This window comes from Flavobacterium sp. TN-1 (genome assembly GCF_052828645.1).
Window position 1 is genome coordinate 3,476,380 of sequence record NZ_CM128253.1, and the last position, 24,449, is coordinate 3,500,828.

Consider the following 24,449-nt stretch of genomic DNA (forward strand, 5'->3'; position numbering starts at 1 on the left):
TAGCAGTAGATAAGCCCCATTGCAGAAGTGGCAGGGTTTGGCTTTGAGAGGTAGGATTTGACGTAATGGGCAATAAAAAACCTCTGAAAATTCAGAGGTTCTATTGATTGTTTAGGATTTGAAGCATCCTACCGACTTCAATATCCATTCTCGAAAAGGCAAACCATTTTTTGCCCAGGTCTTTGAGTGATGCTCCGATATGGTAAAGCTCCGTACCGTCAATCATCATAAATCGGTCGTGAGCATCGGAAAAATCTCAATTTCAATCGGAGGATATTGGCTGTTGTACCGTTGTACATCCAACCGTAGCTGATTGCTGATGCTCTTGGTATAGATTGTTGCGGTTACAATATTGTTCCGTTTACCCAATAAGGTCAATACCGTGTCATCCACATAATTATCCAGTAGGATAATGGATATTTTAGCATTTCGGACAATATCGGAAACAAAGGTGTAGGCATCAAAAACCTGCCCGTTGTAGAAAATTCCTTTTTCGCTTTGGAGCTTATCGCTTTCCAAAGCCTTAAAAATCTCTTCAAATTTTTGGTCGGCTTCTGATTGTTTAAGTTCAATCTTATCCAAACGATGAAAAAGAGAAGCATTGCTAATAAGCATTCTACGCATTTCTACAAAGGCTTCCATAATTTCAACACTGACTTTAACGGCTATATCGGAACGGAGTATGGCAGAAGCCATTGCGACCCCTTGTTCGGTAAAAACATAGGGTAGATAACGTCTTCCGCCGTAGCTCAAACTTCCTCTTCGGTCAGTTGAAAGCAAAAAGAAGCAGGAAACCTTTCAATATTTCTTTTTACAGCTTTGTTGAGGTTCTTTGTTTCCACCTGGTATAAGGAAGCGAGGTCGCTATCCAGCATCACTTGCTTTCCACGTATGGAATAAATCATATTTCTGATTTCCATTGTACTAATGGTTGGCTTATTTTCCATTACTTTTTGTAGCTTTTATTTTTGGCAAACTCAAAGGAAGTTGTACAATCCTCTTTCAATACGATATACGCATCGAATTTCTTACCTGCCTTGCTTTTCATTCCTTTGATGAGTGAAGTTTTCTTTTTATTGATAAGGCTTTCAATATCGGCTATGCCGATTTGTACACCACACACATTACGGAACTGTACCCAATTACAAGCCTCATCAGGACACTTCACGATTTTATCACGGATAATGAGTTGCTGGCTTTTGCATTTCGGGCAAACCAATTTGGGCAGGTTGTTTTGGGCAATGGAAGTTTGCAACAATTCATTGGTAATAGATGAAGCGTAATGTTCCATTTCCTTTTGAAATGCCCCTGCATCAGTTTCGTTGTTTTCGATTTTCTGCAATGCGAGTTCCCATTCGGCAGTCATTGCCACGTCCGCAATTTTCCGTTCTTTAACCAATTCATACACTTGCAATCCCTTTTCGGTAGGGATTAAGGATTTCTTTTCTCGGTGGATATAGTTACGGGTAAACAGGGTTTCGATTATTGCGGCTCTTGTAGCCGGAGTACCGATACCGATATTTTGTAAAGCCTTGCGTTCGTCTTCATTTTCGATTTCCTTTCCGGCAGTTTCCATAGCCGACAAAAGCCCTGCTTCGGTATAAAGCACAGGCGGTTTGGTTTTCTTTTCGAGAACGGAGGCTTCTTTGATTTTGATTTCATCGCCTTTTTTCAGTTCGGGTAAATCCTGTACAGGTTCGGTATCATCGTCCGTGAAACTTCCCTTAACGGAACGCCAGCCAGCTTCCATAATCTTACAACCCTTTGCTGTAAAATCATAATGCAATACCTGTAAACCAACATCGGTTATCTCTTTGATACAGGCTTGTGAAAGGGCTTCGAGCAACCGAAAGGCAATCATATCATAAACAGCGTTTTCCTTTGCGTTCAGTGCTGACGGGATTTTATCAGTAATCAATAATCCGTGGTGGTCGGTTACACGCAGGTCGTTCACGATGCGTTTATTAAAACGTCCCCATTTCATCTTTGCTACGGCTTGCTTGCACGTTTCCCTATCTTGCAAAGCCCTCACGAGGTTAGGGATTTCTGCCCACATATCTTCGGGAATGTATTTGCTTCCGGTACGTGGGTACGTGATAAACTTCTTTTCGTAAAGGCTTTGGGCAATGTTGAGGGTTTCTTCGGCAGAAAGGTTCAATTTTTTATTGGCTTCCTTTTGCAATCCGGTAAGGTCGAACAATAAAGGCGGTTGTTCTGTAACGCTTTTGGTTTCTACTGATGTAACTGTTGCCGTTTCGCTTCGCTGAATGGCTTTCAGCGTATCATAGGCAAGTTTTTGGTCTTCCCATTTGGTTTTGGAAAGGCTTTTAAAATCTATCAGTTCTTTGTTGTGCAATAGCTGTATCTGCCAATAATTTTTTACCGTGAAATTCTTGTTTTCCAGATAGCGTTTGCATATCAAAGCCAGTGTAGGTGTCTGCACTCTTCCGAGCGAATAAATACCGTTGCCTGCGGCAATGCTCAACGCCTGTGTAGCATTGATGCCCACGAGCCAATCGGCACGGCTTCTGCCTTGTGCTGCCTGATACAATCCGTCAAATGATGTTCCGTCTTTTAGATTGTCAAAGCCTTGCTTGATGGCTTTTTCGGTAAGCGAGCTTATCCAAAGGCGTTCAAAGGGCTTGTTACATTTCAGGTATTCATAAATGTACCTGAAAATGAGTTCGCCCTCACGTCCCGCATCGGTAGCAACAATAATGCTGTTGCTACGGCTAAAAAGCTTTTCGATAACTTTCAGTTGCTTTAATGCACCTGTATCGGTGGTATAGCCTTTGTCTTTTTTTACTTTCCGGACGGTCAGCAAAAAGGGATTTGGGAGTATTGGTAAGGCTGTTTTGTCAAACCCTGAAATGCCGTAATCTTCGGGCATTCCCAATCCTATTAAATGACCGAATGCCCACGTAACAAAATAGCCGTTACCTGTCAGATAGCCATCCTTTTTATCGGATGCTCCCACAAGTCCGGCTATTTCCCTTGCTACGCTTGGTTTTTCTGCAATAATTGTTTTCATACTTGATTACCTTTTTACACCTTTGGACTTTGCAGGAGCTTTGGGTTTTTCCTGTTGTTCCTGCTGCTGTTTGTTTTTTGGTCTTTGCTGTCCCGACTTCAAAGGCTCGTTGATGTTTTTGGTCGCTTCGTTGGTTTTGCCCTCCGAATTGACGGCAGTTTGCGTTTTGTGGGCTTCGGCAGGTTTTGCCTGTGCTTTAACCTGGCTTGGAAATTGGAAGTTCGTTTTTCCTGTTTCTGCATTGAAAGTGATATAACCCTGATACGGTTGCCCTTTTTTATCCCTCAATCCGTCAATGTAAACGGTTTGTCCGGCTTTAAAATCCTTATGCTGCTCATCAGTCAGTTCTTTGCCCCTGAATGTTTTTGGAGCTTCCTGCGGCTGGCTTTGCTGATTACTTTGTCCATTGTTTTGAGTTTGACCGTTGCTTTGGGTTTGTCTATTGGAATTATTGCGGTCAAAAAGGAACTCCACATAACGCTTATCTGCATTGAACTGTACTGTTGCCGAAAACTCTGTTCCTTTGGTAGAAATCATACCCTCTAACTTTAGCGGTTTGCCCTCCATTAAGGTTTGCTTTTGGGCATCGTCCAGTTTCACGCCCTTAATTTCATCGGGAATTTTTATGAAATCTGTTCGCAATGCAATAAGCTCATTGGTAAGCCTGTCCACACTGATAATGGACGGCATTAGTTCGCCTGTTTTGGAATTTTTTAAATCAACCACACGCCCCATATTTCCAGTTTCGAGCAAGTTTTTCTTATCTTCATCCGTAAACTTGTGTCCAAAAAATTCAAAGTTGAGGTTAGGTTCTTTACGGATACCATTTAATGCCGGAACTAATTTTCCATCTTCGGTTGTCTGTAAAGACAAACGGACATCTGTACGAAGAATGGCTGTGCCGAAATTAACGCTCACAGGTATAAGCTCATTGGTTTTGTAGCCTTTCAATAATGGTTCAAGGAGGTTCCTTTTTTCAAGATATTCCTTACTTAATCCGAGATTGTTCATTGTGTCCCAATCAATCTGCTCCGGTTTGTAGCGGTATTCGCTTTTTTCCGGCGTTGTTTGTGTTGTTGCCATATCATTTTTATATTCTTGTTTATTATCCTGTTTTGCTTCGGCTTTTACTTCGTGTTCTTTCATCACTTTTTCGCCTTCGGGAGTTGGCTTATCTACCTGCTTTTGCATTTCCTGTGCTTTTTCAACGGCAATAGGTGCAGGCACTTTAAAGAATGAGAAATTGGTAGGGTTCTTCAGTTGACTGAAAAAATTGGAAAAGAAGTTGGAAAAGAAATCGCCGCTTTTGTCCACACGCATAAATTGGTTTTCGTTTTTCTTTGTGGGGTCAACGGTTTCCATTTTCCCGTTTTCGTCTATACTCTTTACGGCTTGGATTTTCATTTTTTCTTTATCCAGTACCAATAAGATGTCCGATAACTGTTCGGGCATTTCCTGCTTATTTGTTGTTTCTTCGCTCATAATCTGAAAATTTTAAAAATTCACTGTCGAATGTAAAGCAAGCCTTCATTGATTTGCATTAAGTGGCATTCAAAGGCAGTGTTTGTCTTTCATTGGCGTTCTATTTGGTTGAGGGTGGGTTAAAGCTTTCCCGTATGAACTGATGCACATCGGACAGCTTGTAATACAGTTTTCCGCTTATCGTATAATAAGGTAGTTTGCCGATGGAGCGATACCGTTGCAGGGAACGGTTGCTTATTTTCAGCATTTGAAGCAAATCCTGATTATCGAGTAGTTCCTCGCCGTCTATGCTGTTGCGTTTCTTTTGTAACTCATCTATATTGTCGCCCAGCATATCAAGGCGACCCATCAGGCGTTCCATCCACGCCAAAAATTCCATTCTGTCAATATTCATAGGGATATACTTTTAAGGGTTCATACCTATTTTTTATCTGTCTTTAGCTTTCTGCCTTTTTCGATATAGCTTTTGCCTTTTGCCATTAGCTCCTGCACATACTCGTCACTACTCTGTACAGCATTGGCATTGAGCATATCCTTAATGGCTCCAATGGTATAGAAATATTGACCGTAGATTTTTGAATAAGCAATCTCGCCTTTGGTTCGCATACGCCATAAGGTTTTCTCGCTGATGTGCAGGTATTGGCATACCTCGTGGTTATTGAGCCACAAATCATCATAGCTGTTATCTTCCAATCTTTTCAGATAGTCGCCAATAGCATTGATACGGTCGTTCAAATGCTTCCAGGCTTCTTCTTCAATGGTTATTATTTTCATCGCACAAGTCTTTAATGTTACCTGTGCAAAATTGTTAAAGGTGGCAGTGTTTGTCTGCCAAGCCTTGCCAATTGGTTTTGCAGTTTTTTGAAAATTTTTACAATTAGGGGAAACCCTTATGAATTAAGGGTTTTGTTGAAATCAGGTAAAAACCTGCATTCAAATTTGCGGGTTCTGCCAATTGGCAGATATGGGCAAAGAAAAAGCAGTACATTTTGTGTACTGCTTTGAACTTACTGTTTTAATGTAGCTAAAGGTCTTTATCCATATATTCTTCGAGGGATATTTTGAGCTGGTCTAAAAATGCAGTCCGGGAGCCACTACGGGTTTTCATCCTGTGGAATGCGTGATGCAGGTCACTCAACGGAATACGGAAAAGTATCTGAAAAATAATACTTATTTTACGAATACTTATTTTGCCGTGTGAAATGACACCGGCAGCGTAAAGAGCGTAAATCAATTCAATAAGGGCATTCTTGCTATCTGTCCAAAATATATCTTTGGAATTTTCCGGCTTTTGCAAAATCATATCAGGGTTTTCATTGGGATTGATTTTTGTCAACAGGTAGTTGTACAACAATTCATTTGATATGATACGTGCAACCTTGTAATCATAATAGGTTGAAAATTGTGAATCTATTTCAAAGACATAACTACTCAATGAATCATAATAATTGATTTTCCCCAATTTGAAATATTCCTCGTCCTTGTCCGTTCTTCCAGACCTGTAATATCTGTAAAAATCAGAGTTGCAGATATGTTCAGCGTATTCTTGCTTCAGTATTTTCAAATGGACAGAAAAATAGTTGAAATACATTTTTCCATTATCTACGGGACAAGCCGTTTCTATGCTATACACCTTATTGTAGTAAATCAGTTTTCCGAGTACCTGTGGTTTTACATTTCTGAAAAAATAGATTTCCTCATCATTATCTGAAAATCCTTTTTCCAGGATTTGTTTTTTCAAGTTTAAAAGCAGCTCTTTAAGGTATGTCCTTATTTGATACGCTTCATCTATGGAAGTGCTGGTTTCTAATGAAATCCTTTGCTCTACTTTATGCAACTCATTCAATATATTATGTAGCAGATGTTTCATAGCCTTAAAATTTAATGTTGAAAAAGATGCCGCAGTGCAAAAATTCAAAACAAAAACCAATAAAAAGCCCAAGCAGAAACCAGCTTGGGCAATTTTTTGTAATTATTAGAGGCTGAAAGGGCTTAAAATATTGAAAGAAATCTTACGTAAGTAAACAAATCCTGTATCGGCATTTATAGTAAAAAATCTTTTAGTTGCCCACTTATATAACTTTTATTTCAAAGTGGTATATACTTTGGAACTTTGTTCTTTTCGTTATTCATTTTCAACAAAGTTAATTCGAAAAATAGACCGATTTAAGATAGGTTTTCAATGAGGTGGGTTTTCGTCCGAGCAATTTTTCGAGCGTGTCACCAGGATTGTCGAAATCGTTATTTTTGATTCCTGCTGCAAATGAAGTAATGATGTTGATGATATATTCAGGCAAACCTGCGGCTTTGAGGATGTTAGTGTGGACTTCGGCATCGGCATCAGTATAGCTGATAGTTTTCCCTGACAATTCTGATAACAATTGTGCAATCTCATCAAAGGTAACCGAGTCGGAAGAACTGATGTCATAGATTTTATTTTCGTGTTTTTCGCTTGATGCAATTACATTACTGAACGCTTCTGCCATATCATTTCTCAACGTAAAAGCTGTGCGGGAATGTCCTGCCGGAAAGAAAATTCCTCTATGTAAAACTTCTTGCCCCAAATAAAAAGGGAGGATATCCGCATATAGGTTATTTCTAAAAAAAGTGTATTTCAGGTTGCTATTTTTAATTATTTCTTCCGTTTGGTAATGAGGAACCATAAAGTCTTTCAGCGGAGAACTATCTAAATCTTTTATCAAAGCTCCTGTATAATAAATGTGTTTCACACCTGCTTCTTGGGCTGCTTCTACGACATTTTGTTGTTGTTTCAGCCTATTATTTTGGTCGCTTGTCGAAACAAATAGAAGTTTCTCAACTCCATTAAATGCACTAATTAACGATTGCTTATTGTGATAATCACCAACCCTTATATTTATCCCTCTTTCTTTCAAATCGGCTACTTTGTTTTCGTTCCTAACCAAAACCGCTATTTGATTTGCCGGTACTTTATTTAACAAATTCTGCACGGTTGCATTTCCTAATTGTCCGGATGCTCCTGTTACTAAAATCATTTTTACTCTATTTAAGTATTAAAAAATTAATCTATTTCAACCTCCTGAATCACAAACCCTCTCTTTTTCATTCTTTCCAAAAGTTCATCACGTAGAGCCAGCGATGAAACAGGTAATACTCCTTTATCTTTAATTTCGCCACGAACCAATCCTAACACCGTTTCTATAGTCAAGCCGCCAATCGTTGCAAATACACCCGGAGAAGACCACGGAAGATATTTACTTGTCAAACTAAAATCGCTGTTACAGTAACTAATTTTTCGCTTATCCTTGCCGTCTTTTTTTCCTGCTACTTCAATAGTAACAGAAGAACCTTCAAATCTGATTTCCCCGGCTTTGAGAAGATTTAAGAACTCAAAAGGAAGAATGACATCTTCCGCCATTTTTTCGATGATATTGATTTCTTCTTTTCCCCAGCCCTGTTTTGAAGTAACCTTTTGAAGTGCTTTAACGATAATGTCGAAAGTTTCTAATTTACCGACACCAATACCGGATTTTTCCACTACCAGTCCGACCGGCTTGTCTGCTAATTGAGGAATAATGAAGATATTAGGCGAAGTAGTTACAGTATATACTTCCCGTTTTCCGAAAGGAGGAAGAAAATCGAAAATTTCCTTACTTTCCAAAAGGTCAACAGTTTCAGCCACTCCGTTTACCGTACGCAAAGGCGATGGTGCTCCGAGCCATTCACCAAGTATGATAGTAGGGGCTACCGGGAAATAGAACTTATCAGTGTCTGCATAATAGTAAAAACGGATAATAACTTCGCTTACTTCGTCCAGTTCTTCAATTGATTTCAATGCGACCAAGGTTGTCCATCCCGGAGATGCTCCCAAACTTGGCACACCTAATATTCCGGCATCTTTGAATGCTTCGTTAAGGTCAAATTGAGCGGTAAGGGTTTCTTCATAAGAAACGCCCTCATCTTCAAAAGGTGCTCCGAACAAGTCAATATAATGTGTCTTTTCTGCTAAAGCGGCTTTCATTATAGGGTAGTTGAACTTCGGAACTGTTCCGTTAAAAATAACAGATGCACCCTGGCTTACTCTTCTTACGTCTTCCACATCAGCCGCATTTACAGTTATGTATTGTATGTCTTGCACCAGTCTGTTTTCTAACAGTTCAATAGATGTTTTTGCCGCTTCAAGGGCATTCTCTGAATAATCTGCAAGGACTAATGATGTGATGTCCTTTTCTAATGTCAAAAGGCTGGCTAATCCTGTTCCCTGACCGCCACTGCCAATAATTACTACTTTCATAATTTGATGATTTAAAAATTCATTTATTAAAGAGAATAAGCATTCTCAATAGGTTTTGCTTCTTTTACATTTTTAAACTTCGGGATGGCAGGGAATTACAAGCACTGGAAAAGGGGAACGCCTGGTCAGCTCCTTGGTAAGACTTCCGATAAACACGTCATACAGACCGCTTCTTCCGTGGGAACCCATTACAATATATGCTGCATCTTTTTCTTTGCCATATTCTAAAATAACTGCTCCGGGATGCCCCTGCAATAAAATATGTTCGCATTCAACTCCTGCGTTGTTGACCTGTTCCTCCAGATTGCGTAACTGAACCAATTCTTCAGAATATTCCTGTTGTTCTTTTTCAGGAGAATACTCAAAACTCATATCTACCACAATCTCTTGCGTAGCATCCACGTGGATTAAATAAATTTTTCCGCCAACCTCCTTTGCAAATTGTATGGTTGCTTCTACAAGAATATTTGTAGTTTTAGAAAAATCTACGGGGAGAATAATATTTTTCATTGCTTGTTTATTTAATAGTCCATTTGTAAAATTTCTTCTGCAAAGTGGGAATACCTATCCCGAATATAGGAACAAGCAGAAAGGCGAGAATAAGTGTTCTCACTAATTGCGGTAACTGATAAAAACTTTCTCCGAATAGAAATCCTAAAATCCAGAATATAATGTTGATTATAGGATACACGAAAAGAAATGCGATAAGCATCATTTCCATTTTTTAGGCTTTGCAGCCGAATTGTATTGTTGGCTTTCCATTTTTTTATTTTTAATTATTACTATAAATTATTTTTAGGTTCAGTCCAATCGTTATCATCCACTTCATTAACTGAAATTTTTTCGATAATAGCAGTAGCTTCTTCATCCGTATAGATACCGTAGCCATTAACAAAAATACCTTTGGCTCCATCCTTAATGTTACGCATAGCATAAAGGATAGCCTCATCATCTACATCATTCTGACCTGTAAAACGATATATCTTATCTATAACAAGGTCGTTCAGGTCAATTTTGCCACCGTCATCCTTGTAGGAATCCTGTACTTCCAACAAGTTAAAATTTTCGGTATAGCCCCGCTTGTCCAATACTGCTATCACTTCTGATAATGTTTTTTCTGTACTAATCATATCGTTATATTTTCATTTTTTCATTATTGAATTTCTGTAATTTAGACTTCAGGTAATATATTTTACCAATTCCATCAATTGAAACCGCTTTATCTGAAATCACGTAATTATTGTTCTTAGCTACCTCTAAAAATGAATTGCTGAATAGAATGTAAGATGGCTGTTCCGCATATTCATTTTTCAAAAGTTTATGTGCTTCTACAACTGGTTTGCCGTATAGTTTCCTGAAAAGTTTGATATTGTATCTTGAAAACTTACCGTGATGTATAATAAATTTCAGGGACAACTTAATCTGGGTATTTAAAAGCAAATTCAATTCAAGAAGTTTTTGCTCAAACGCCGCATTCATTCTTAAAACGACTTCCACGATATCTTTAAAAGACGGTTTTTTGTTATACTTATAAAACAAAATAGCATCCCCCTCAATTTCTGAAATGTAGAAATAGCGATTGTTCATATCAATTAATGATTGCAATAGTTGCTTTATAATGTTTTCGCCCATATAGATTTTTGTATTAAATACAAACTCCGTAAAACCACTAAAATCCGGGATAAGTATTACCCCCTCTCTAACTTTTGTATTTGTCATAACATAGGCATTTCTTATTTTGATGACTTTTTGAATTGGATAAAAGAATGCTGAAAAGCATACTCTTATTGCTTATCAAACCGTATTGATTTTCTATCTACATCGTGTTTCTTCAAATAACTGCCAATATCTTTGTTAAACTGTTTTGAACCGACAACGTAATACACATTTTCTTTGTTTTCCAGCGTTTTATCAATACCCTCATACAAGGCGTTGCGTGATGTTACCAGCACATTTTTAATTTTGTTTGCCGGCAATCCGTTAAGCTCATCCTGATATACAAATTTTCCGCTACGTTCAATATTGATGTTCGTAATGGTGGTTTCCGAATACCTGTCTAACAGTTCTATGATAAAAGGGCGAAAGGTGGCAATGCCTTCGCCCATACTGATAAAAACAACAGGCGTATTTGTTTCGGGTAGTTTGATATGGCTTCCGAAGAAAAATACCCTAATCTTATCACCAGCCTGTAATTTTCCTAACGCTTGCTTAAAATCGGAAGCATTGCTCCTGATGCGGGTTGTAAACCCAATGTAGTTTTCATTAGGGTGGCTCATAATCGAAATTTCCCTTACGAGATTGCCCTTAAAAGGTTTATCGCCCGTTAAATCTGATGCTAAAAAATGGTCATAAGCTCCCAATTTCCACTTGATATTTTCGGGAACAGCAAATTTGAAAGTAAACGTTTCGGGTACTTCTTCCACGATTTGCGTTACTTCTATGAGTGTTGATATTTTCTTTAATAGGAATTTGAACATAATTTCATCAATTTTATAATTTTGAGGTTTTCGCCTAAAACCTCATAGGATTTACAATTCCTATGAGGTTAAAAAATATATCTCAACAACTACTGCCATCCTCCGCCCAGCGAACGGTATAGCGTGGTTATTGCATTCAATCGTTGCGTTTTGATAGAAGCCAAATCCAACTCTATCTGCAACTTGTTGGTTTGTGCTACGATAACTTCCAGATAGGTTGCTTCATTGTACTTATAAAGCGTCAGGGAATTATTGACAACAGTTTCTGCCTGTTTTACCAAATTTTCCGCAATGGCTTGTTGTTCCTCTAATTTTTCAATCTGCACCAAAGCGTCAGACACTTCGCCCACAGCTTTAAGCACAGAATGTTTAAAATTCAATTCTGCTTGTTCCGAGCTTATCTTGGATTGTTCGTATCTGGTCTTTAGTTGTTTTCCGTTCAAAATCGGCTGTACAATTGTACCGCCAACTAATCCGAACAGAGAACCTGGTATATTAAACCAATTACTTGATTTGAAAGTATTCAAACCGCCTTGTGCCGTTATATTCAAGGCAGGGTACATACTCACTTTGGCAACGTGTATAGCAGAAATGCTTTTCCTGAAATCCAGCTCACTGCTTTTTACATCCGGTCTGAACGCCAACATTTGCGATGGTATTCCGGTAGCTAAGTCTTCAGGTTTCTGCACATCATCAAGCGAAGATTGCCTTTCGATTTTGTCCGGCATCGTTCCAGTAAGAATACTCAATGCGTTTTCCTGCGTGTTGATGGAACTTTCAATAACAGGAATACTTTTAAATATCTGGTCTTTTGTTATTTCCTGTTGTTGTACGGCAAGTGAAGTAATCATTCCCAATTCGTACTGCTTTTTCAGGATAACAAGTGTACTATCGGCAAACGATAAATTGGCTTGGCTGATTTCCAATTGCTTGTCCAGCATCAACAGATTGTAATACCCTTGTACTACTTCAGAAACCAACCTTGTCTTTACGGCTTTTGCGGCTTCCTGTGTCTGAAGATAATCGGTAAGGGCTTGTTCTTTTTGCCCTTTGATTTTTCCCCAAATGTCGGCTTCCCACGAAAGGTTGACGGATGTAGAATAATCTTCGGTATATTTCCGTCCGAATTGACTCATTTGAAGTCCGACAATACTGTTACTCGATGGTCGATTAATTGTAGCTCCGGCTATTGTCGCATCAATTTTTGGGGCGTACGCCCATTTTGATTGCCTGTACCCAAGTGATGCAAATTCAATCTGTTTTAAAGCCACCTGTAAATCGTAGTTTTTTTCCATTGACTTATCAATGAGATTGACAAGTACAGGATCTTTAAAAAAATCCTTATAGCTTAATTGGGCAATATTATTTGTGCTGTCTGCCGCCACTTCGCTGTTTCTAAATGTTTCGGGAAGTTGCAAGGCTGGCTGTTGGTATTTCTGCACGGAACAAGAGGTTATAATGCCCGATGCAAAAAATACTCCAGCTATGGTATATGTTATATTCTTAATTGAAGTCATTTTAAAATTATTTTGAATTAAAACTCCCAATCGGCATCGGTTACAGTTTTCCCACTGATTTTTTCGTGCAGATGTTGGAACACCACAAACAAAACAGGTGTGATGAAAATACCCAGTATTGTTCCGAACAACATTCCAAAAATTGCGGCATAGCCGATGGAATGGTTACCCATTGCAGACGGACCGACCACGAAAATCAACGGAATTAATCCCGTAATGAACGCCAAAGAGGTCATCAGGATAGGGCGTAAACGGGCTTTTGCTCCCTCAACGGCAGAAGCTACCAAACTCTTACCGGCGTGGCGGCGTTGTACGGCAAATTCCACGATAAGGATACCATTCTTAGCGAGCAACCCGATGAGCATTACCATTGCAATCTGTACATAGATGTTATTGGAAATCTGTGCAAAGGTTATCCCCACGAAAACACCCGAAAGACCAACCGGAATGGCGATAAGCACCGCAAAAGGAAGAACATAGCTTTCGTATTGTGCAGACAATAAGAAAAATACGAACACAATACACAAGCCGAATATCACAGTCGATTGTGAACTCGATGTACTTTCCTCACGGCTCATACCTTTGTAATCATAAGTATAGCCCGGGGGCAATACCTGTTTGCTCACTTCCTGTATAGCGGTCATTGCCTGTCCTGTACTGAAACCCGGTGCAGGCATTACGGTAAGGTTGGAAGCATTAAAGAGGTTGAACCTGTCCACAACTTCCGCACCCGTAATCGGTTTTAGCGTTACCAATGTATTGATGGGAACCATTTCTCCGGTAGCATTCTTTACGAAAACACCGTTCAACGAACTTTCATCCTTACGGGTTTCAGGAGTAGCCTGTACCAATACTCGGTAATATTTACCGAAACGGTTAAAGTCAGAAGCCTGGAAACTTCCGTAATAACCCTGTAACGTCGCCATAATATCCGATACTTCAACACCCAACTGGGCTGCTTTTCCCTCATCTACCGATATTTCATATTGAGGGAAAGAAACGTCAAAGGTTGTATAGGAAACCGCAATTTCAGGACGTTGCATCAATGCACCCATCATCGCATACGAAGTATTACCCAACTGTTGCAGTTCGCCATTGGTGCGGTCTTGCAACACGAGTTCCATACCACTTGTATTACTGAAACCATCTACGGTTGGCGTATTCAGCACAAGGAAATTGGCACGTTTGTCCTGCGACAGAATGCCCATCAACTGACCGATAACGTCGTCAATCTTATTCACTTCGCCACGTTCTTCCGGTTTTTTCAGTTTAACGAAAAGCGTTCCCGAAGAAGAGGACATCGCACCAGTGAACAGGTTCAATCCCTCTACCGACATAGCTTTATCCACTGCGGGGTGGTTGATTAAGATTTTTTCAACATCAGCAATTACTTCTCCTGTACGATGTTTGGAAGCACCGGGTGTAAGGTCTATTTTTACAATGATGAAACTCTGGTCTTCATCGGGAATAAATCCTTTAGGTGTTGTCATTGATAAATAGATAAACAACCCTCCAAAGATGGCTATTCCGGCAAAGGCAACCCATCTTTTCTTTATCAGGAATAGTATTGATTTTCCATAGCGGAACGTCAGCTTGTTGAATGCAACATTAAATCCTGCAAAAAAGCGTTCCTTGAAATTCAGTTTCTTTCCGTCTTTTCCGTGGTGCAGGTCTTTCAGGAACAAGGCACACAGAGCAGGGCTTAATGTCAAGGCATTTACCGCCGAAATAACAATAGCGATTGCCAAAGTCAGGGCGAATTGCTGATAGAACAATCCCGTTGAGCCTTTCATAAAGGCAACCGGAACGAACACCGCCGACATTACCAATGTAATGGAAACAATCGCACCCGAAATTTCGTGCATCGCTGAAAGCGTTGCTGCTCTTGGGCTTAATCCCTTGTGTTCCATCTTGGCGTGGACGGCTTCGACCACCACAATGGCATCATCCACCACGATACCGATTGCCAGCACCAGAGCAAAGAGGGTTAAGATATTTATCGAAAACCCAAACAGGCTCATAAAGAAGAACGTACCGATAATGGAAACTGGAACGGCAATGGCAGGGATAAGCGTAGAACGGAAATCCTGCAAGAAGATATACACCACAATGAACACCAAGATAAAGGCTTCAATCAGGGTTTTAATTACCTGGCTGATAGATTGGTCTAAGGCATCTTTTGTCGCATACGGAATATTGTATTCCATTTTATTAGGGAACGATTTAGATAACTCCGCCATTCGTTCCTGTACCGCAATCTGCACTTCATTAGCGTTGGAACCTGCCATCTGGAAGATAGCCATTGTTACCGCTTGCTTACCATTGGATTTGTTGGTAACAGCATAGCTGTATGCTCCAAATTCAACTTTTGCTACGTCTTTCAACCGTAGGATAGAACCGTCATTGGTAGCTTTTATCACAATGTTTTCGTATTGCTCAGGTTCGGTAAACTTACCCTTGTAACGCATTATGTATTCTTTGGCTTCTTCGGTTCTTTCCCCGAAACGACCGGGTGCGGCTTCTAAGTTTTGCGATTGGATAGCCCTTGAAACTTCGGCTGGCGTAATGTTGTACGCATTGAGTTTTACGGGGTCGAGCCATACACGCATTGAGTAATCTTTGTTACCGTAAGCTATCGCATCACCCACACCCTTTATACGTTTGAGTTCTGGAAGAACGTTGATTTTGGCATAATTCTCCAAAAACAAATCGTCCATTGAACCGTCTTGGCTGGATATTGTAACCAACGCTATCATACTGTTCTGACGTTTCAGCGTAGTAATACCTGCCTGCACTACTTCGGCAGGAAGCTGGTTGGTTACCTGTGCCACACGGTTCTGCACGTTGATGGCGGCTTGGTCGGGGTCGGTTCCTAATTTGAAGATAACAGTAATCTGTAATGTACCGTCGTTACTCGCAACGGACGTGATGTAGTCCATATTCTCCACACCGTTTATCGCATTTTCCAATGGCGGTGCTACCGAACGGGCTATCGCTTCGGCGTTAGCTCCTGGATATACTGCATTGACCATAACCGTAGGCGGTGCAATATCGGGAAACTTTGTAATCGGCAAATTGAGCATTCCTACAATCCCCAAGATGACCAATATAACGGATATGACCGTAGCAAGTACAGGTCTTTTTATGATTGTTTTTAGCATAATGATTTTTCTTCGTTTTTTGGATTACTTGTTAGGATTTGCATTTGCCTTTTGTGCTACAACAGGTGCTCCTGCCTGCAAACGGTCAAAACCGCTCACAATGTATTTATCACCAGGGTTGATACCTTTTGAAACGATATAGTTATTGCCCGATTTTCCTGATACTTCAATCGGTAGTTGGATAGCCTTGCTATCTTTATCTACAGAAAAAATAAAAATCTTGTCCTGTATCATTATTGTTGAAGCGATAGGGAGCAATGTAGCATTGGCATATCTCTGCACGATGGAAATTTTACCCGTGTTGCCACTTCGTAAAAGCAATTTAGGGTTATTGAACCTTGCCCTTAATGTAATAGAGCCTGTATTCTGGTTGAACTGTCCCTCAACAGCATCTATTTTTCCGGGTAGTTCATATTGGTTTCCGCTCGACGTGATAAGGTTTACCGCTGGTGCATTTTCAACTTTTCCTCCGTATTCCTGCTGAAAACCTGAAAAGTCATTTTCGCTCATACTGAAATACACGTTTACCTGGCGTATATCAGATAAAAGCGTTAAGGGCGTAGTATTAGTAGGGGAAATCAAACTTCCTAAACGGTAATTGAAGCGTCCTACATAACCACTTACAGGTGCTTTAATGGTACAAAAATTAAGATTGATTTTTGCGGATTCCAACTGTGAAGATGCTTGCGAAACAGCACCTCTTGACGCATTATAAGCTGCTTCAGCCTGTTGAACCTGCAAATCGGATACGACCTTGCTTTTTACAAGTTCCTTTTTTCTGTTCAGCTCAATTTGGGCATTGGCAAGATTGGCTTGTGCTGTAATCAATGAAGCCTGTGCAGAGCGTAATTGCTCAGCATAAGTTTTATCCTCTATTTTGAAAAGTGTTTGACCAGCGTTTACATAAGCTCCCTCATCCACATAGATTTTGCTTAGATAGCCTGTAACCTGTGATTGGATTTCTACATTTTGAACACCTTCCACACTGGCGGAATATTCTTTTGGTATAACGGCTTCGCCCTGTTGAACAACTGCTATAGGAAGTTCTGCCGGACCATTGCCCCAGCCGCCGTGATTTTCATTTTTGCCTCCACAGCTCCCTATCAGAAGAAGCGACAGAAGAAGTCCCGATGAACTAAAAAAGGTTACACATTTTTTGACAGATTTATTATAACCTTTAGACCCGTCTAAATAAATTGAACGAATTGATTTTTGCATAATGTATGAAATAATTAATGATTGAAAACAGGAGTAATCGCCGAAAACACATAGCATTCGATAAAGCCACGAAAGTTTCTTAATGAGATAAAAATGTAATGGAGAGAGTTAATACAGGACGAACCAGAAAGAAACGAGCATCGCAAACGCAGGTAATTGGAAAGCCCAATTAGCGGACAGGATTTCAGGCGAACAGTTTTCAATAAGGAAAAACAACATCGGCAAAATGCAAAACAGCAGTAATGCACCCAACTCACTGTATTTATTAAGTAAGCCGAATACAAAGCGTGATGTTTCCAGAAAAACTACCTGTCCGATGTACATAAAAATTTGTTCTTTATCGCCTTAATTTGTCAAAAAGACGATGCAAATGTATAATTTTTTTTGAAACAAACCAAATGTTCAGTATTTTTGCAAAAGTTTTTTCTACTTATTTACTAAAAAGTAGACAAGCAACTATCTAATATATTTTAATATGGCAAACCAAGTTAGACAACGGTTAACCGGCAAATATTTGATTGCAGTATCCTGTATTTTTCTCGTGTTATCGGGCTGTAACAACAATACAAAAACTGAAACCGATAATAAAGTAGCAAAGGAGGAAGCTGTAACAGAGCAACCCGTTACACGTGGCGACAATAACGATTTGAAAGTAGCAGAGATACTTTTAATATCAGACGATGCAATGAAATTCGATAAAAAAGAAATCAGGGTTAAAAGCGGTCAAACTGTAAAACTCACGCTGAAACATTCCGGCACAATGCCGAAATCCGCAATGGGACACAACTTTGTCCTTTTAAAAAATAGTATAAATCTTTCCGATTTTGGAAATGCGGCTGCCCAATCCAAAGCACCTGATTATGATATTCCCTCAGAATTGCTCAAAGACGTGATTGCACATACCAAAATGATTGGAGGAGGAGAAACTGATGTTATTGAATTTCCTACACCCGAAAAAGGGACTTATGAATTCCTTTGTTCTTTTCCCGGACATTATGCTATGATGAAAGGAGAATTTATAGTTGAATAATTTTTGCGAAAGCTAAAGGTTGAATATGCGAAGCTATCAAATATTATATTGATAATTTAGCCGGAAATTATACAGAAACGATAAAATAACTATTTATGGATAATAACAGTAGTAACAACGCTTACAACAGGAAAAAAGAACCAGAACTGAACAAACAGCTTATCATTGATGCCGCAACCGAAATAGGAGCAGAAACAGACTGGCATCAAGTAACATTTCAGGCTATTGCCGACAAAACCGGATTGAGCAAAGGTGGTATCATACACCATTTCAGGAACAAGGAAGAACTACTCGATGAATTAATGAGCCAGAGCCTTTCCGAACTGACCTATTGAGTGGAATTGCACAAGACAGAAAATGGAGAAAAAGACGGAACTATGGGCTATTTAAAATATGTACTGGAAAAAAAGTCCGATGAAAAATATGCAAAAACAATACGTATCGTTTTGCAGGCAATTATGATTAATCCGAAATACAGAGAGATGTGGCTGGAATGGTATAGCCTCCATATTATGCCCAAAGATAATGAAGAGTTAAGTACCAAGAGCTTAATTATGTTTCTTGTGGCAGATGGATTATGGTATGCTGAAAATATGAGTTCCATACAGTTAAGTGAAACGGAAAAGCAGAAAGTGTTTGAATACCTAATGAAATTGAAATGAAATATCTTTTTTTAGCACTTGCTATAATATCAGAAGTAATCGGTTCCAGCTTTTTGAATGCTTCACAACAATTTACAAAACCAATACCCTCTATCGTAACAGCAGTGTCCTACGGACTATGCTTTTATTTTCTTTCCATTGCATTAAAGTCAATTCCATTAGGAGCGGCTTATGCCATTTGGGGCGGTTTGGGTATCGTTTTGACAACCATCATATCCGTCGTAGTATTCAAACATTCAATTGACCTGCCTGCAATTATAGGGATAACACTTATCGTAGCAGGAGTAGTTGTATTAAATGTCTTCTCAAAATCAATGAGCCATTAAAAAACATATAAACAACGTATGTACACTATTATTAAAAACATTCATTCTTATCTGGCGATAGCTTTATTGTTAATTCTTCTTTTTGCATCTATATACGCTCTGGCATCTTGGGCAAAAGGAAAGGAATATTCCGGAAATAGCAAGAAAATATTATTGGCTGGTCTTGTATCGGCACACTTGCAATTGGTTATAGGCTTTTTGGTTTACTTTATTTCCCCTTTGGGCATATCCAATTTTTCAAAAGAAGTAATGAAAAACAGCATTGGAAGACTTTATGTTCTTGAGCATCCTTTGATGATGCTTATCGGTATTGTATTGATTACCATCGGTTATTCTAAATCGAAAAGAGCAAAGGATGCAACAGTAAAATTCAGGTTTGCGGGAATTTTCTATACTATCGGGCTATTGCTGATTTTAAGCCGTATTCCGTGGCACGTATGGATATAAATAAATTTAGATAAATGGAAGAAACAGTAGTTCATCAAAATAAAACATTTTCAGGCGTTGATTATGCCGAAAAGAAATTAAGGAACAGGGAGTTTGTAAAATGTGAGTTTGTAAGCTGTGATTTTAACAAGAGTGATTTAAGGGAGAATGATTTCGAAGACTGCACATTTAAACAATGCAACTTTTCAATGGCGGATATTGTGGAAACGGGCTTCAGAAATGCAAAATTTATCGGTTGTAAAATGCTTGGCGTGGATTTTACAAGATGCAGCAAGTTCGCATTCTCTTTTTCATTTACCGATTGCCATTTGGATTACAGCAATTTCTTTGGAACAAAGCTAAAAAAGACAACTTTCAAAAACTGTACATTAAAAGATGTAGAGTTTTCCGAAGCTGACCTAACAGCTTCGGAATTTTTGGAGTGCGACCTTACTTTGGCAAGGTTTTCCAATACCAATCTTGAAAAAACTGATTTCAGGACAGCCGTCAATTTTTCGATAGACCCGGATGGAAATAAGATGAAGAAAGCGAAGTTTTCAGTTCTTAACCTTGCAGGGTTACTGTCTAAATATAATTTGGATATTGATTACAATAATCAATAAGTATAAGACCTACTTTAAAAAGTTTTTGATGCAAATCCACACAACTATAAGTTTTACGATAATCAAAAAGTCTATTCTATAAGCTCTCCCCAAATTTAAAATGACTTAACTAATGAATACTTTTGCTGATGATAGAGTACTGTAAAAAGCTGATTGAGAATTTAAATGAAGAAATTGATGATTTGGTTGAAGAATTTGATAATTCTATGCCAATGATTGAACAAGCTATCGGTCTTATATTAAATAGACTATCCGAAATAAAAGATATTGTTGTATCCAAAAAGTTTGACTCTGTGGAAGAAGAGATATACTTCTTCAAAAAGGTCAAACCCGGTATTTTATCTAAATTGATTTATTATAACTCAATATATAAAATTGAATCCAAAAAACCATACGGCGGTAGCAAAGCAATTTCAAAATATCTGAATAATGAAATTTCAAAGATTAAAAAGTATTTCGATAATAATCTTGAATTTTATAGGTATTACAGAACAGATAGCACCTATCTTGACCATAAATATTTTGTTAGAGGAAAGCACGACATCAAATTAAACCTCGATACCTATTATTTTGAATCTGACCATAATTTCACAACATCGCACGATTACAAGGTAGCAAAAATAATTGCGAACGATTTGATACAACTCTATATAGAAAATCAAACCTATAAAAACGAAAACGGCTCAAAGGGAAAAGAAGAGATTAAACCTCTGCTAAAATGGACTGAAAGCAAACGAGCATTGATAGAACTTATTTATGCACTTTATGCTAAAGGAGCATTCAATAATGGGAATACTGATATAAAAGAAATGGCAAAAATTGCTGAATCTATTTTCGACATTGACCTTGGCGACTATTACCATACATTCTTAGAAATACGAAATAGAAAGATTAATCGAACCAAATATCTTGACTCACTGAAAGAAGCTCTGTTAAAAAGAATGGATGATGAAGACGAAAAATGAGATAAAGCATAACTTTTCTTTATTTCATTTTTTATATCTTTGTAGTGATTTACAAAGAATTTAAGTAAAAATGAATGCAGTAAGCACCATTACTAAATCGTTACCGATTACGATTTTCTGCCTCGTAAATTACTCTATATAAGCTACTTTAGAATTTATTGACGTTTTTTGTTAAAAAATATTAAACAAAAATATCAATAAATATGACATTATATCATATAAAACTGACAAACACCATTTTATATAAACCTAAATAGGTAAAAAATAGTTTTTTTTCATTTAATATGGTCTTAGTTAATAAACAAATTTCTTTTTTCAAAACCTTCTTTTGCATTTTACAAATTTCTTAATACAACACAAGAAAATATTATAAATAAATCATAAAACGCATTTAACTTTACTAACAACAGAAATCTCTATGTTTTTACATGATAACATTTGCTAATTTCTAAAAAGCAATAAAAACATCACAAAGAGTCTTTTTTATGTAGATAAAAAGTTTTAGAAGTAAATTTAGAGGAGTCAGAAATGATTTTTTTTAGACTAACTAATTATACGCTGAAATAAATTAAGTCTACATATTTTGACTTAATCTTTGATCCGCTTCTTGTCATAGATTTGACATAGATTTTAAGTAAAAATCCCCAAAACTCTTTTATACATTAAGAGTTTATGGGGATTGAGTAGCGAAGACGGGAGTTGAACCCGTGACCTCAGGGTTATGAATCCTGCGCTCTAACCAACTGAGCTACCTCGCCTTTTTTTCTGTTGGTAACATCCTTCCCGAATGCGAGTGCAAATTTACAACTAAATTCAAGTTGTGCAAATTTTTTTCTTACTTTTTTTTATTTTTTTTAAACAAAAAAACATAATACACTCAAAAACAATCACTTAAAAAATAAAAAAAATTATTAATACACTTCAAAAAGGATATAATTATAAAAATTTGATCTTTTCAAAAAATAATCCAAGAAATCAATTCTTTTCTTGAAACAAATAAAAAACATTTTACTTGTTTTAATAAGTCATATTATCTATATTTCGAAAAAAAATCATTATGAACAATAAAATACGATACGAATTAGAGTTCCCTATACATTCATCACCACAATTATTGTATCAATATATTTCAACTCCATCTGGATTACAAGAATGGTTTGCAGATAATGTTAATTCTAGAGGTGATTTTTTCACATTTAAATGGGATGATTCAGAGGAAAAAGCTCGTATTTTCTCTAAAAAAACAGGTGAAAAAATTAAATTCAAATGGGTCGACGAAGAAAACAAAGATACAGAATACTATTTTGAACTTAGAATATTGGAAGATGACATCACAAAAGATGTTTCCTTAATGGTTGTTGATTTTGCAGAAGAAGATGATCTATCAGAGGCTAAAATGCTTTGGGAGAATCAAATTTCTGATCTAAAACACGTTTTAGGTTCTATTTAAAAAAGAATAAAACTTATATTTGTCCCGATTTATCGGGATTTTTTTTATGGATACATTTTTAACTTTACAGGATAACAGAGCTTTTTTATATGGAGATGCCGTTTTTGAAACCTTAAAAGTTCTTGACAACAAAGTTCTTTTTTTAGAGGATCATTATTTTAGATTAATGGCTTCTATGCGTATTCTAAGAATGGAAATTCCTTTAAACTTTACGTTAGAATACTTTGAAAATCAAATATTAGAAGCCGCAAAAAACTCTGGAATAGAAAAATCAGCTCGTGTTCGTTTTAATGTTTTCAGAAAGAATGGCGGATTATACTTACCTCAAACCAATGATGTAAATTATTTTGCAACAGCCTTTCCTTTAGAAAATACTATATATACAATATCAAGCCTTCCTTACGAGGTAGATATTTACAAGGATTTTCTAATTACAAAACAGCTTTTATCTACTATAAAAAGCACCAATAGAACGATCAATACGATAGGAAGTATTTATGCCAAAGAAAACAATCTTGACAATTGTTTACTATTAAACCATGAAAAAAACATAATTGAAGCATTAAATGGTAATATCTTCATGATCAAAGAGGGTATTTTGACTACGCCTCCTCTTTCAGAAGGGTGTATCAATGGAATTATGAGAAAGCAATTACTAGCAATAGCTCGAAACATAGAAGGTTTAAAGGTAGAGGAAAATCCTATATCTCCTTTTGAATTACAAAAAGCAGATGAATTGTTCATATCTAATGTTATCAGAGGAATACAGCCTATAACAAAATATCGTAAAAAAGAATACAAAACAACAACATCTGAATTATTAACTTCAAAATTAAACATTAAGATACGGTTATCTTAATTATAAATAGGATTTTCTGGAGTATTTGACCAAACTAAATACTCCCCTCCTTGTTGTATTATCTTTTCTCTCCAAAAATCAGAAGAAGATTTCCCTATTATATTATTACTCAAGTCATTTTCGGAAATAATCCAAGAGTTTGATTGTAATTCATTTTGTAGTTGCTCTGCATCCCAGCCTGAATACCCTAGAAAAAAACGTATATTATTTCTATTAATTTTCCCTTTATTTATTAGTTCTTTTGTCTGCTGAAAGTTTCCTCCCCAGTAAATCCCAGAAGCAATTTCTACACTTGCAGAAATCAAATGAGGTACATTATGTATAAAATACAAATTGTCTTGCTCAACAGGTCCTCCATTATATATTTTAAATGAGGCTGATATTTCTGGGATTAAATCCTTAATCGTGTAATTCAATGGTTTATTTAAAATAAACCCTACAGAACCTTCTTCATTATGATCAGCTAGCAAAACCACCGATCTGTTAAAAGATAAGTCTCCTATAATAGAGGGCTCTGCTATCAACAAGTGCCCTTTTTGTGGTTTCATTAGTATCATACCTATTCTTTTTTAACTAAATTTAACAAATAAAATCATTACAAACAAAATATAATTATAAAAAAATAAAAAAGCCACGGTATTGCGTGGCTTTTTTATATAATATTTTAAAATTATTATTTATTAACAGCTCCTTCTAATTCTGCTCCTGCTTTAAATTTCACTACATTTTTAGCTTCAATTTTAATAGTATTTCCTGTTTGAGGGTTTCTTCCTTCTCTAGCCGCTCTTGTAGATACTGACCATGATCCGAATCCTACTAAAGCAACTTTACCACCTTTACTTAAAGTTCCTTCAACATTACTTAAAAATGACTCTAATGCAGCCTTTGCAGCAGCTTTAGTAATTCCTGCATCAGCAGCCATAGCATCGATTAAATCTGATTTGTTCAT

The 24,449-nt window shown here is 37.4% G+C and carries 27 protein-coding genes and 1 tRNA gene; 9 read left to right on the forward strand and 19 right to left on the reverse strand.

Annotated elements, in window-relative coordinates; translation table 11 throughout:
• Window positions 1–225: 225 nt before the first annotated feature.
• The 16 genes from ACUXZJ_RS15705 to ACUXZJ_RS15780 form a co-directional block, all read right to left on the reverse strand.
• The gene (locus ACUXZJ_RS15705; protein WP_446195457.1) at window positions 226–696 is read right to left on the reverse strand and encodes a hypothetical protein; all 471 of its coding nucleotides are present in this window, start codon (window positions 694–696) and stop codon (window positions 226–228) included.
• Window positions 697–749: 53 nt separating this feature from the next.
• Window positions 750–947 carry an ORF6N domain-containing protein gene (locus ACUXZJ_RS15710; RefSeq protein WP_446195459.1) on the reverse strand — a complete coding sequence of 66 codons (198 nt, stop codon included), beginning with the start codon at window positions 945–947 and terminating at the stop codon, window positions 750–752.
• The gene (locus ACUXZJ_RS15715; protein ID WP_195157460.1) at window positions 947–3,031 is read right to left on the reverse strand and encodes a type IA DNA topoisomerase; all 2,085 of its coding nucleotides are present in this window, start codon (window positions 3,029–3,031) and stop codon (window positions 947–949) included. The genes ACUXZJ_RS15710 and ACUXZJ_RS15715 overlap by 1 nt, the downstream gene beginning before the upstream one ends.
• Window positions 3,032–3,037: 6 nt before the next feature.
• Entirely contained in the window at window positions 3,038–4,513 is a 1,476-nt protein-coding gene (locus tag ACUXZJ_RS15720; RefSeq protein WP_195157461.1) for a DUF3945 domain-containing protein, read from the reverse strand.
• Between the two features lie 100 nt (window positions 4,514–4,613).
• The gene (locus ACUXZJ_RS15725) at window positions 4,614–4,907 is read right to left on the reverse strand and encodes a helix-turn-helix domain-containing protein (RefSeq protein WP_080779246.1); all 294 of its coding nucleotides are present in this window, start codon (window positions 4,905–4,907) and stop codon (window positions 4,614–4,616) included.
• 26 nt (window positions 4,908–4,933) lie between these two features.
• Complete coding sequence (locus tag ACUXZJ_RS15730; RefSeq protein ID WP_195157462.1) at window positions 4,934–5,287, reverse strand: helix-turn-helix domain-containing protein; 354 nt, start codon at window positions 5,285–5,287, stop codon at window positions 4,934–4,936.
• A 250-nt stretch (window positions 5,288–5,537) separates the two neighbouring features.
• Entirely contained in the window at window positions 5,538–6,383 is an 846-nt protein-coding gene (locus tag ACUXZJ_RS15735) for an RteC domain-containing protein (protein WP_195157463.1), read from the reverse strand.
• A gap of 274 nt (window positions 6,384–6,657) precedes the next feature.
• Window positions 6,658–7,527: an SDR family oxidoreductase gene (locus ACUXZJ_RS15740; RefSeq protein ID WP_195157464.1), complete on the reverse strand. Its 870-nt coding sequence runs from the start codon at window positions 7,525–7,527 to the stop codon at window positions 6,658–6,660.
• A 26-nt stretch (window positions 7,528–7,553) separates the two neighbouring features.
• Window positions 7,554–8,786 (reverse strand): saccharopine dehydrogenase family protein, encoded by a 1,233-nt coding sequence (locus ACUXZJ_RS15745; protein ID WP_195157465.1) that lies wholly within the window; start codon window positions 8,784–8,786, stop codon window positions 7,554–7,556.
• A gap of 72 nt (window positions 8,787–8,858) precedes the next feature.
• Window positions 8,859–9,296, reverse strand: a complete 438-nt coding sequence (locus tag ACUXZJ_RS15750; protein ID WP_195157466.1) for a universal stress protein — start codon at window positions 9,294–9,296, stop codon at window positions 8,859–8,861.
• Between the two features lie 272 nt (window positions 9,297–9,568).
• Window positions 9,569–9,886 (reverse strand): hypothetical protein, encoded by a 318-nt coding sequence (locus tag ACUXZJ_RS15755; protein ID WP_446195465.1) that lies wholly within the window; start codon window positions 9,884–9,886, stop codon window positions 9,569–9,571.
• Between the two features lie 34 nt (window positions 9,887–9,920).
• Window positions 9,921–10,505, reverse strand: coding sequence for a DUF2652 domain-containing protein (locus tag ACUXZJ_RS15760; protein ID WP_195157468.1), 585 nt, complete (start codon window positions 10,503–10,505; stop codon window positions 9,921–9,923).
• Window positions 10,506–10,570: 65 nt separating this feature from the next.
• A complete protein-coding gene (locus tag ACUXZJ_RS15765) occupies window positions 10,571–11,263 on the reverse strand; it encodes an FAD-dependent oxidoreductase (RefSeq protein WP_195157469.1) in 693 nt (230 codons plus the stop codon).
• Between the two features lie 89 nt (window positions 11,264–11,352).
• Window positions 11,353–12,780, reverse strand: a complete 1,428-nt coding sequence (locus tag ACUXZJ_RS15770) for a TolC family protein (protein WP_446195467.1) — start codon at window positions 12,778–12,780, stop codon at window positions 11,353–11,355.
• Window positions 12,781–12,797: 17 nt separating this feature from the next.
• Entirely contained in the window at window positions 12,798–15,941 is a 3,144-nt protein-coding gene (locus ACUXZJ_RS15775; RefSeq protein WP_195157471.1) for an efflux RND transporter permease subunit, read from the reverse strand.
• Window positions 15,942–15,965: 24 nt separating this feature from the next.
• Window positions 15,966–17,159, reverse strand: coding sequence for an efflux RND transporter periplasmic adaptor subunit (locus ACUXZJ_RS15780; RefSeq protein WP_231836907.1), 1,194 nt, complete (start codon window positions 17,157–17,159; stop codon window positions 15,966–15,968).
• 475 nt (window positions 17,160–17,634) lie between these two features.
• Here ACUXZJ_RS15780 and ACUXZJ_RS15785 point away from each other — a divergent pair, with 475 nt between their 5' ends.
• The 7 genes from ACUXZJ_RS15785 to ACUXZJ_RS15815 all read left to right on the forward strand — a co-directional run bounded on the left by ACUXZJ_RS15785 (window position 17,635) and on the right by ACUXZJ_RS15815 (window position 21,191).
• Entirely contained in the window at window positions 17,635–18,189 is a 555-nt protein-coding gene (locus tag ACUXZJ_RS15785) for an azurin (protein ID WP_195157618.1), read from the forward strand.
• Window positions 18,190–18,284: 95 nt separating this feature from the next.
• The gene (locus ACUXZJ_RS15790) at window positions 18,285–18,524 is read left to right on the forward strand and encodes a TetR/AcrR family transcriptional regulator (protein WP_446195470.1); all 240 of its coding nucleotides are present in this window, start codon (window positions 18,285–18,287) and stop codon (window positions 18,522–18,524) included.
• 6 nt (window positions 18,525–18,530) lie between these two features.
• Complete coding sequence (locus ACUXZJ_RS15795; RefSeq protein WP_446195471.1) at window positions 18,531–18,851, forward strand: hypothetical protein; 321 nt, start codon at window positions 18,531–18,533, stop codon at window positions 18,849–18,851.
• The gene (locus tag ACUXZJ_RS15800; RefSeq protein WP_195157620.1) at window positions 18,848–19,177 is read left to right on the forward strand and encodes a DMT family transporter; all 330 of its coding nucleotides are present in this window, start codon (window positions 18,848–18,850) and stop codon (window positions 19,175–19,177) included. Before ACUXZJ_RS15795 ends, ACUXZJ_RS15800 begins: the two co-directional genes overlap by 4 nt.
• A gap of 18 nt (window positions 19,178–19,195) precedes the next feature.
• On the forward strand, window positions 19,196–19,624 hold the full coding sequence (locus ACUXZJ_RS15805; protein ID WP_195157621.1) for a hypothetical protein: 429 nt from the start codon (window positions 19,196–19,198) through the stop codon (window positions 19,622–19,624).
• A 14-nt stretch (window positions 19,625–19,638) separates the two neighbouring features.
• Window positions 19,639–20,226: a pentapeptide repeat-containing protein gene (locus ACUXZJ_RS15810; RefSeq protein ID WP_195157622.1), complete on the forward strand. Its 588-nt coding sequence runs from the start codon at window positions 19,639–19,641 to the stop codon at window positions 20,224–20,226.
• Between the two features lie 128 nt (window positions 20,227–20,354).
• Complete coding sequence (locus tag ACUXZJ_RS15815; RefSeq protein ID WP_195157623.1) at window positions 20,355–21,191, forward strand: RteC domain-containing protein; 837 nt, start codon at window positions 20,355–20,357, stop codon at window positions 21,189–21,191.
• 684 nt (window positions 21,192–21,875) lie between these two features.
• On the opposite strand, the gene ACUXZJ_RS15820 is transcribed toward ACUXZJ_RS15815, so the two are convergent.
• Window positions 21,876–21,949, reverse strand: a tRNA-Met gene (locus ACUXZJ_RS15820).
• Between the two features lie 299 nt (window positions 21,950–22,248).
• Here ACUXZJ_RS15820 and ACUXZJ_RS15825 point away from each other — a divergent pair.
• Complete coding sequence (locus ACUXZJ_RS15825; RefSeq protein WP_060382840.1) at window positions 22,249–22,641, forward strand: START-like domain-containing protein; 393 nt, start codon at window positions 22,249–22,251, stop codon at window positions 22,639–22,641.
• 46 nt (window positions 22,642–22,687) lie between these two features.
• Window positions 22,688–23,500 carry an aminotransferase class IV gene (locus ACUXZJ_RS15830; protein WP_060382841.1) on the forward strand — a complete coding sequence of 271 codons (813 nt, stop codon included), beginning with the start codon at window positions 22,688–22,690 and terminating at the stop codon, window positions 23,498–23,500.
• Here ACUXZJ_RS15830 and ACUXZJ_RS15835 read toward each other — a convergent pair.
• Window positions 23,497–24,057 carry a YqgE/AlgH family protein gene (locus ACUXZJ_RS15835; protein WP_060382842.1) on the reverse strand — a complete coding sequence of 187 codons (561 nt, stop codon included), beginning with the start codon at window positions 24,055–24,057 and terminating at the stop codon, window positions 23,497–23,499. The two genes, ACUXZJ_RS15830 and ACUXZJ_RS15835, sit on opposite strands and share 4 nt — an antisense overlap.
• Window positions 24,058–24,173: 116 nt before the next feature.
• Window positions 24,174–24,449 (reverse strand): HU family DNA-binding protein, encoded by a 276-nt coding sequence (locus ACUXZJ_RS15840; protein WP_014165082.1) that lies wholly within the window; start codon window positions 24,447–24,449, stop codon window positions 24,174–24,176.

Bases quoted from the DNA above. Each gene is read 5' to 3' on its own strand.
- ACUXZJ_RS15835 (WP_060382842.1), bottom strand. From the start codon at position 24,057: ATGATACTAATGAAACCACAAAAAGGGCACTTGTTGATAGCAGAGCCC.
- ACUXZJ_RS15805 (WP_195157621.1), top strand. From the start codon at position 19,196: ATGTACACTATTATTAAAAACATTCATTCTTATCTGGCGATAGCTTTA.
- ACUXZJ_RS15765 (WP_195157469.1), bottom strand. From the start codon at position 11,263: ATGTTCAAATTCCTATTAAAGAAAATATCAACACTCATAGAAGTAACG.
- ACUXZJ_RS15725 (WP_080779246.1), bottom strand. From the start codon at position 4,907: ATGAATATTGACAGAATGGAATTTTTGGCGTGGATGGAACGCCTGATG.
- ACUXZJ_RS15780 (WP_231836907.1), bottom strand. From the start codon at position 17,159: ATGCAAAAATCAATTCGTTCAATTTATTTAGACGGGTCTAAAGGTTAT.
- ACUXZJ_RS15705 (WP_446195457.1), bottom strand. From the start codon at position 696: ATGGCTTCTGCCATACTCCGTTCCGATATAGCCGTTAAAGTCAGTGTT.
- ACUXZJ_RS15775 (WP_195157471.1), bottom strand. From the start codon at position 15,941: ATGCTAAAAACAATCATAAAAAGACCTGTACTTGCTACGGTCATATCC.
- ACUXZJ_RS15745 (WP_195157465.1), bottom strand. From the start codon at position 8,786: ATGAAAGTAGTAATTATTGGCAGTGGCGGTCAGGGAACAGGATTAGCC.
- ACUXZJ_RS15715 (WP_195157460.1), bottom strand. From the start codon at position 3,031: ATGAAAACAATTATTGCAGAAAAACCAAGCGTAGCAAGGGAAATAGCC.
- ACUXZJ_RS15810 (WP_195157622.1), top strand. From the start codon at position 19,639: ATGGAAGAAACAGTAGTTCATCAAAATAAAACATTTTCAGGCGTTGAT.
- ACUXZJ_RS15720 (WP_195157461.1), bottom strand. From the start codon at position 4,513: ATGAGCGAAGAAACAACAAATAAGCAGGAAATGCCCGAACAGTTATCG.
- ACUXZJ_RS15710 (WP_446195459.1), bottom strand. From the start codon at position 947: ATGGAAAATAAGCCAACCATTAGTACAATGGAAATCAGAAATATGATT.
- ACUXZJ_RS15840 (WP_014165082.1), bottom strand. From the start codon at position 24,449: ATGAACAAATCAGATTTAATCGATGCTATGGCTGCTGATGCAGGAATT.
- ACUXZJ_RS15825 (WP_060382840.1), top strand. From the start codon at position 22,249: ATGAACAATAAAATACGATACGAATTAGAGTTCCCTATACATTCATCA.
- ACUXZJ_RS15730 (WP_195157462.1), bottom strand. From the start codon at position 5,287: ATGAAAATAATAACCATTGAAGAAGAAGCCTGGAAGCATTTGAACGAC.
- ACUXZJ_RS15770 (WP_446195467.1), bottom strand. From the start codon at position 12,780: ATGACTTCAATTAAGAATATAACATATACCATAGCTGGAGTATTTTTT.
- ACUXZJ_RS15815 (WP_195157623.1), top strand. From the start codon at position 20,355: ATGATAGAGTACTGTAAAAAGCTGATTGAGAATTTAAATGAAGAAATT.
- ACUXZJ_RS15750 (WP_195157466.1), bottom strand. From the start codon at position 9,296: ATGAAAAATATTATTCTCCCCGTAGATTTTTCTAAAACTACAAATATT.
- ACUXZJ_RS15790 (WP_446195470.1), top strand. From the start codon at position 18,285: ATGGATAATAACAGTAGTAACAACGCTTACAACAGGAAAAAAGAACCA.
- ACUXZJ_RS15735 (WP_195157463.1), bottom strand. From the start codon at position 6,383: ATGAAACATCTGCTACATAATATATTGAATGAGTTGCATAAAGTAGAG.
- ACUXZJ_RS15800 (WP_195157620.1), top strand. From the start codon at position 18,848: ATGAAATATCTTTTTTTAGCACTTGCTATAATATCAGAAGTAATCGGT.
- ACUXZJ_RS15760 (WP_195157468.1), bottom strand. From the start codon at position 10,505: ATGACAAATACAAAAGTTAGAGAGGGGGTAATACTTATCCCGGATTTT.
- ACUXZJ_RS15785 (WP_195157618.1), top strand. From the start codon at position 17,635: ATGGCAAACCAAGTTAGACAACGGTTAACCGGCAAATATTTGATTGCA.
- ACUXZJ_RS15830 (WP_060382841.1), top strand. From the start codon at position 22,688: ATGGATACATTTTTAACTTTACAGGATAACAGAGCTTTTTTATATGGA.
- ACUXZJ_RS15740 (WP_195157464.1), bottom strand. From the start codon at position 7,527: ATGATTTTAGTAACAGGAGCATCCGGACAATTAGGAAATGCAACCGTG.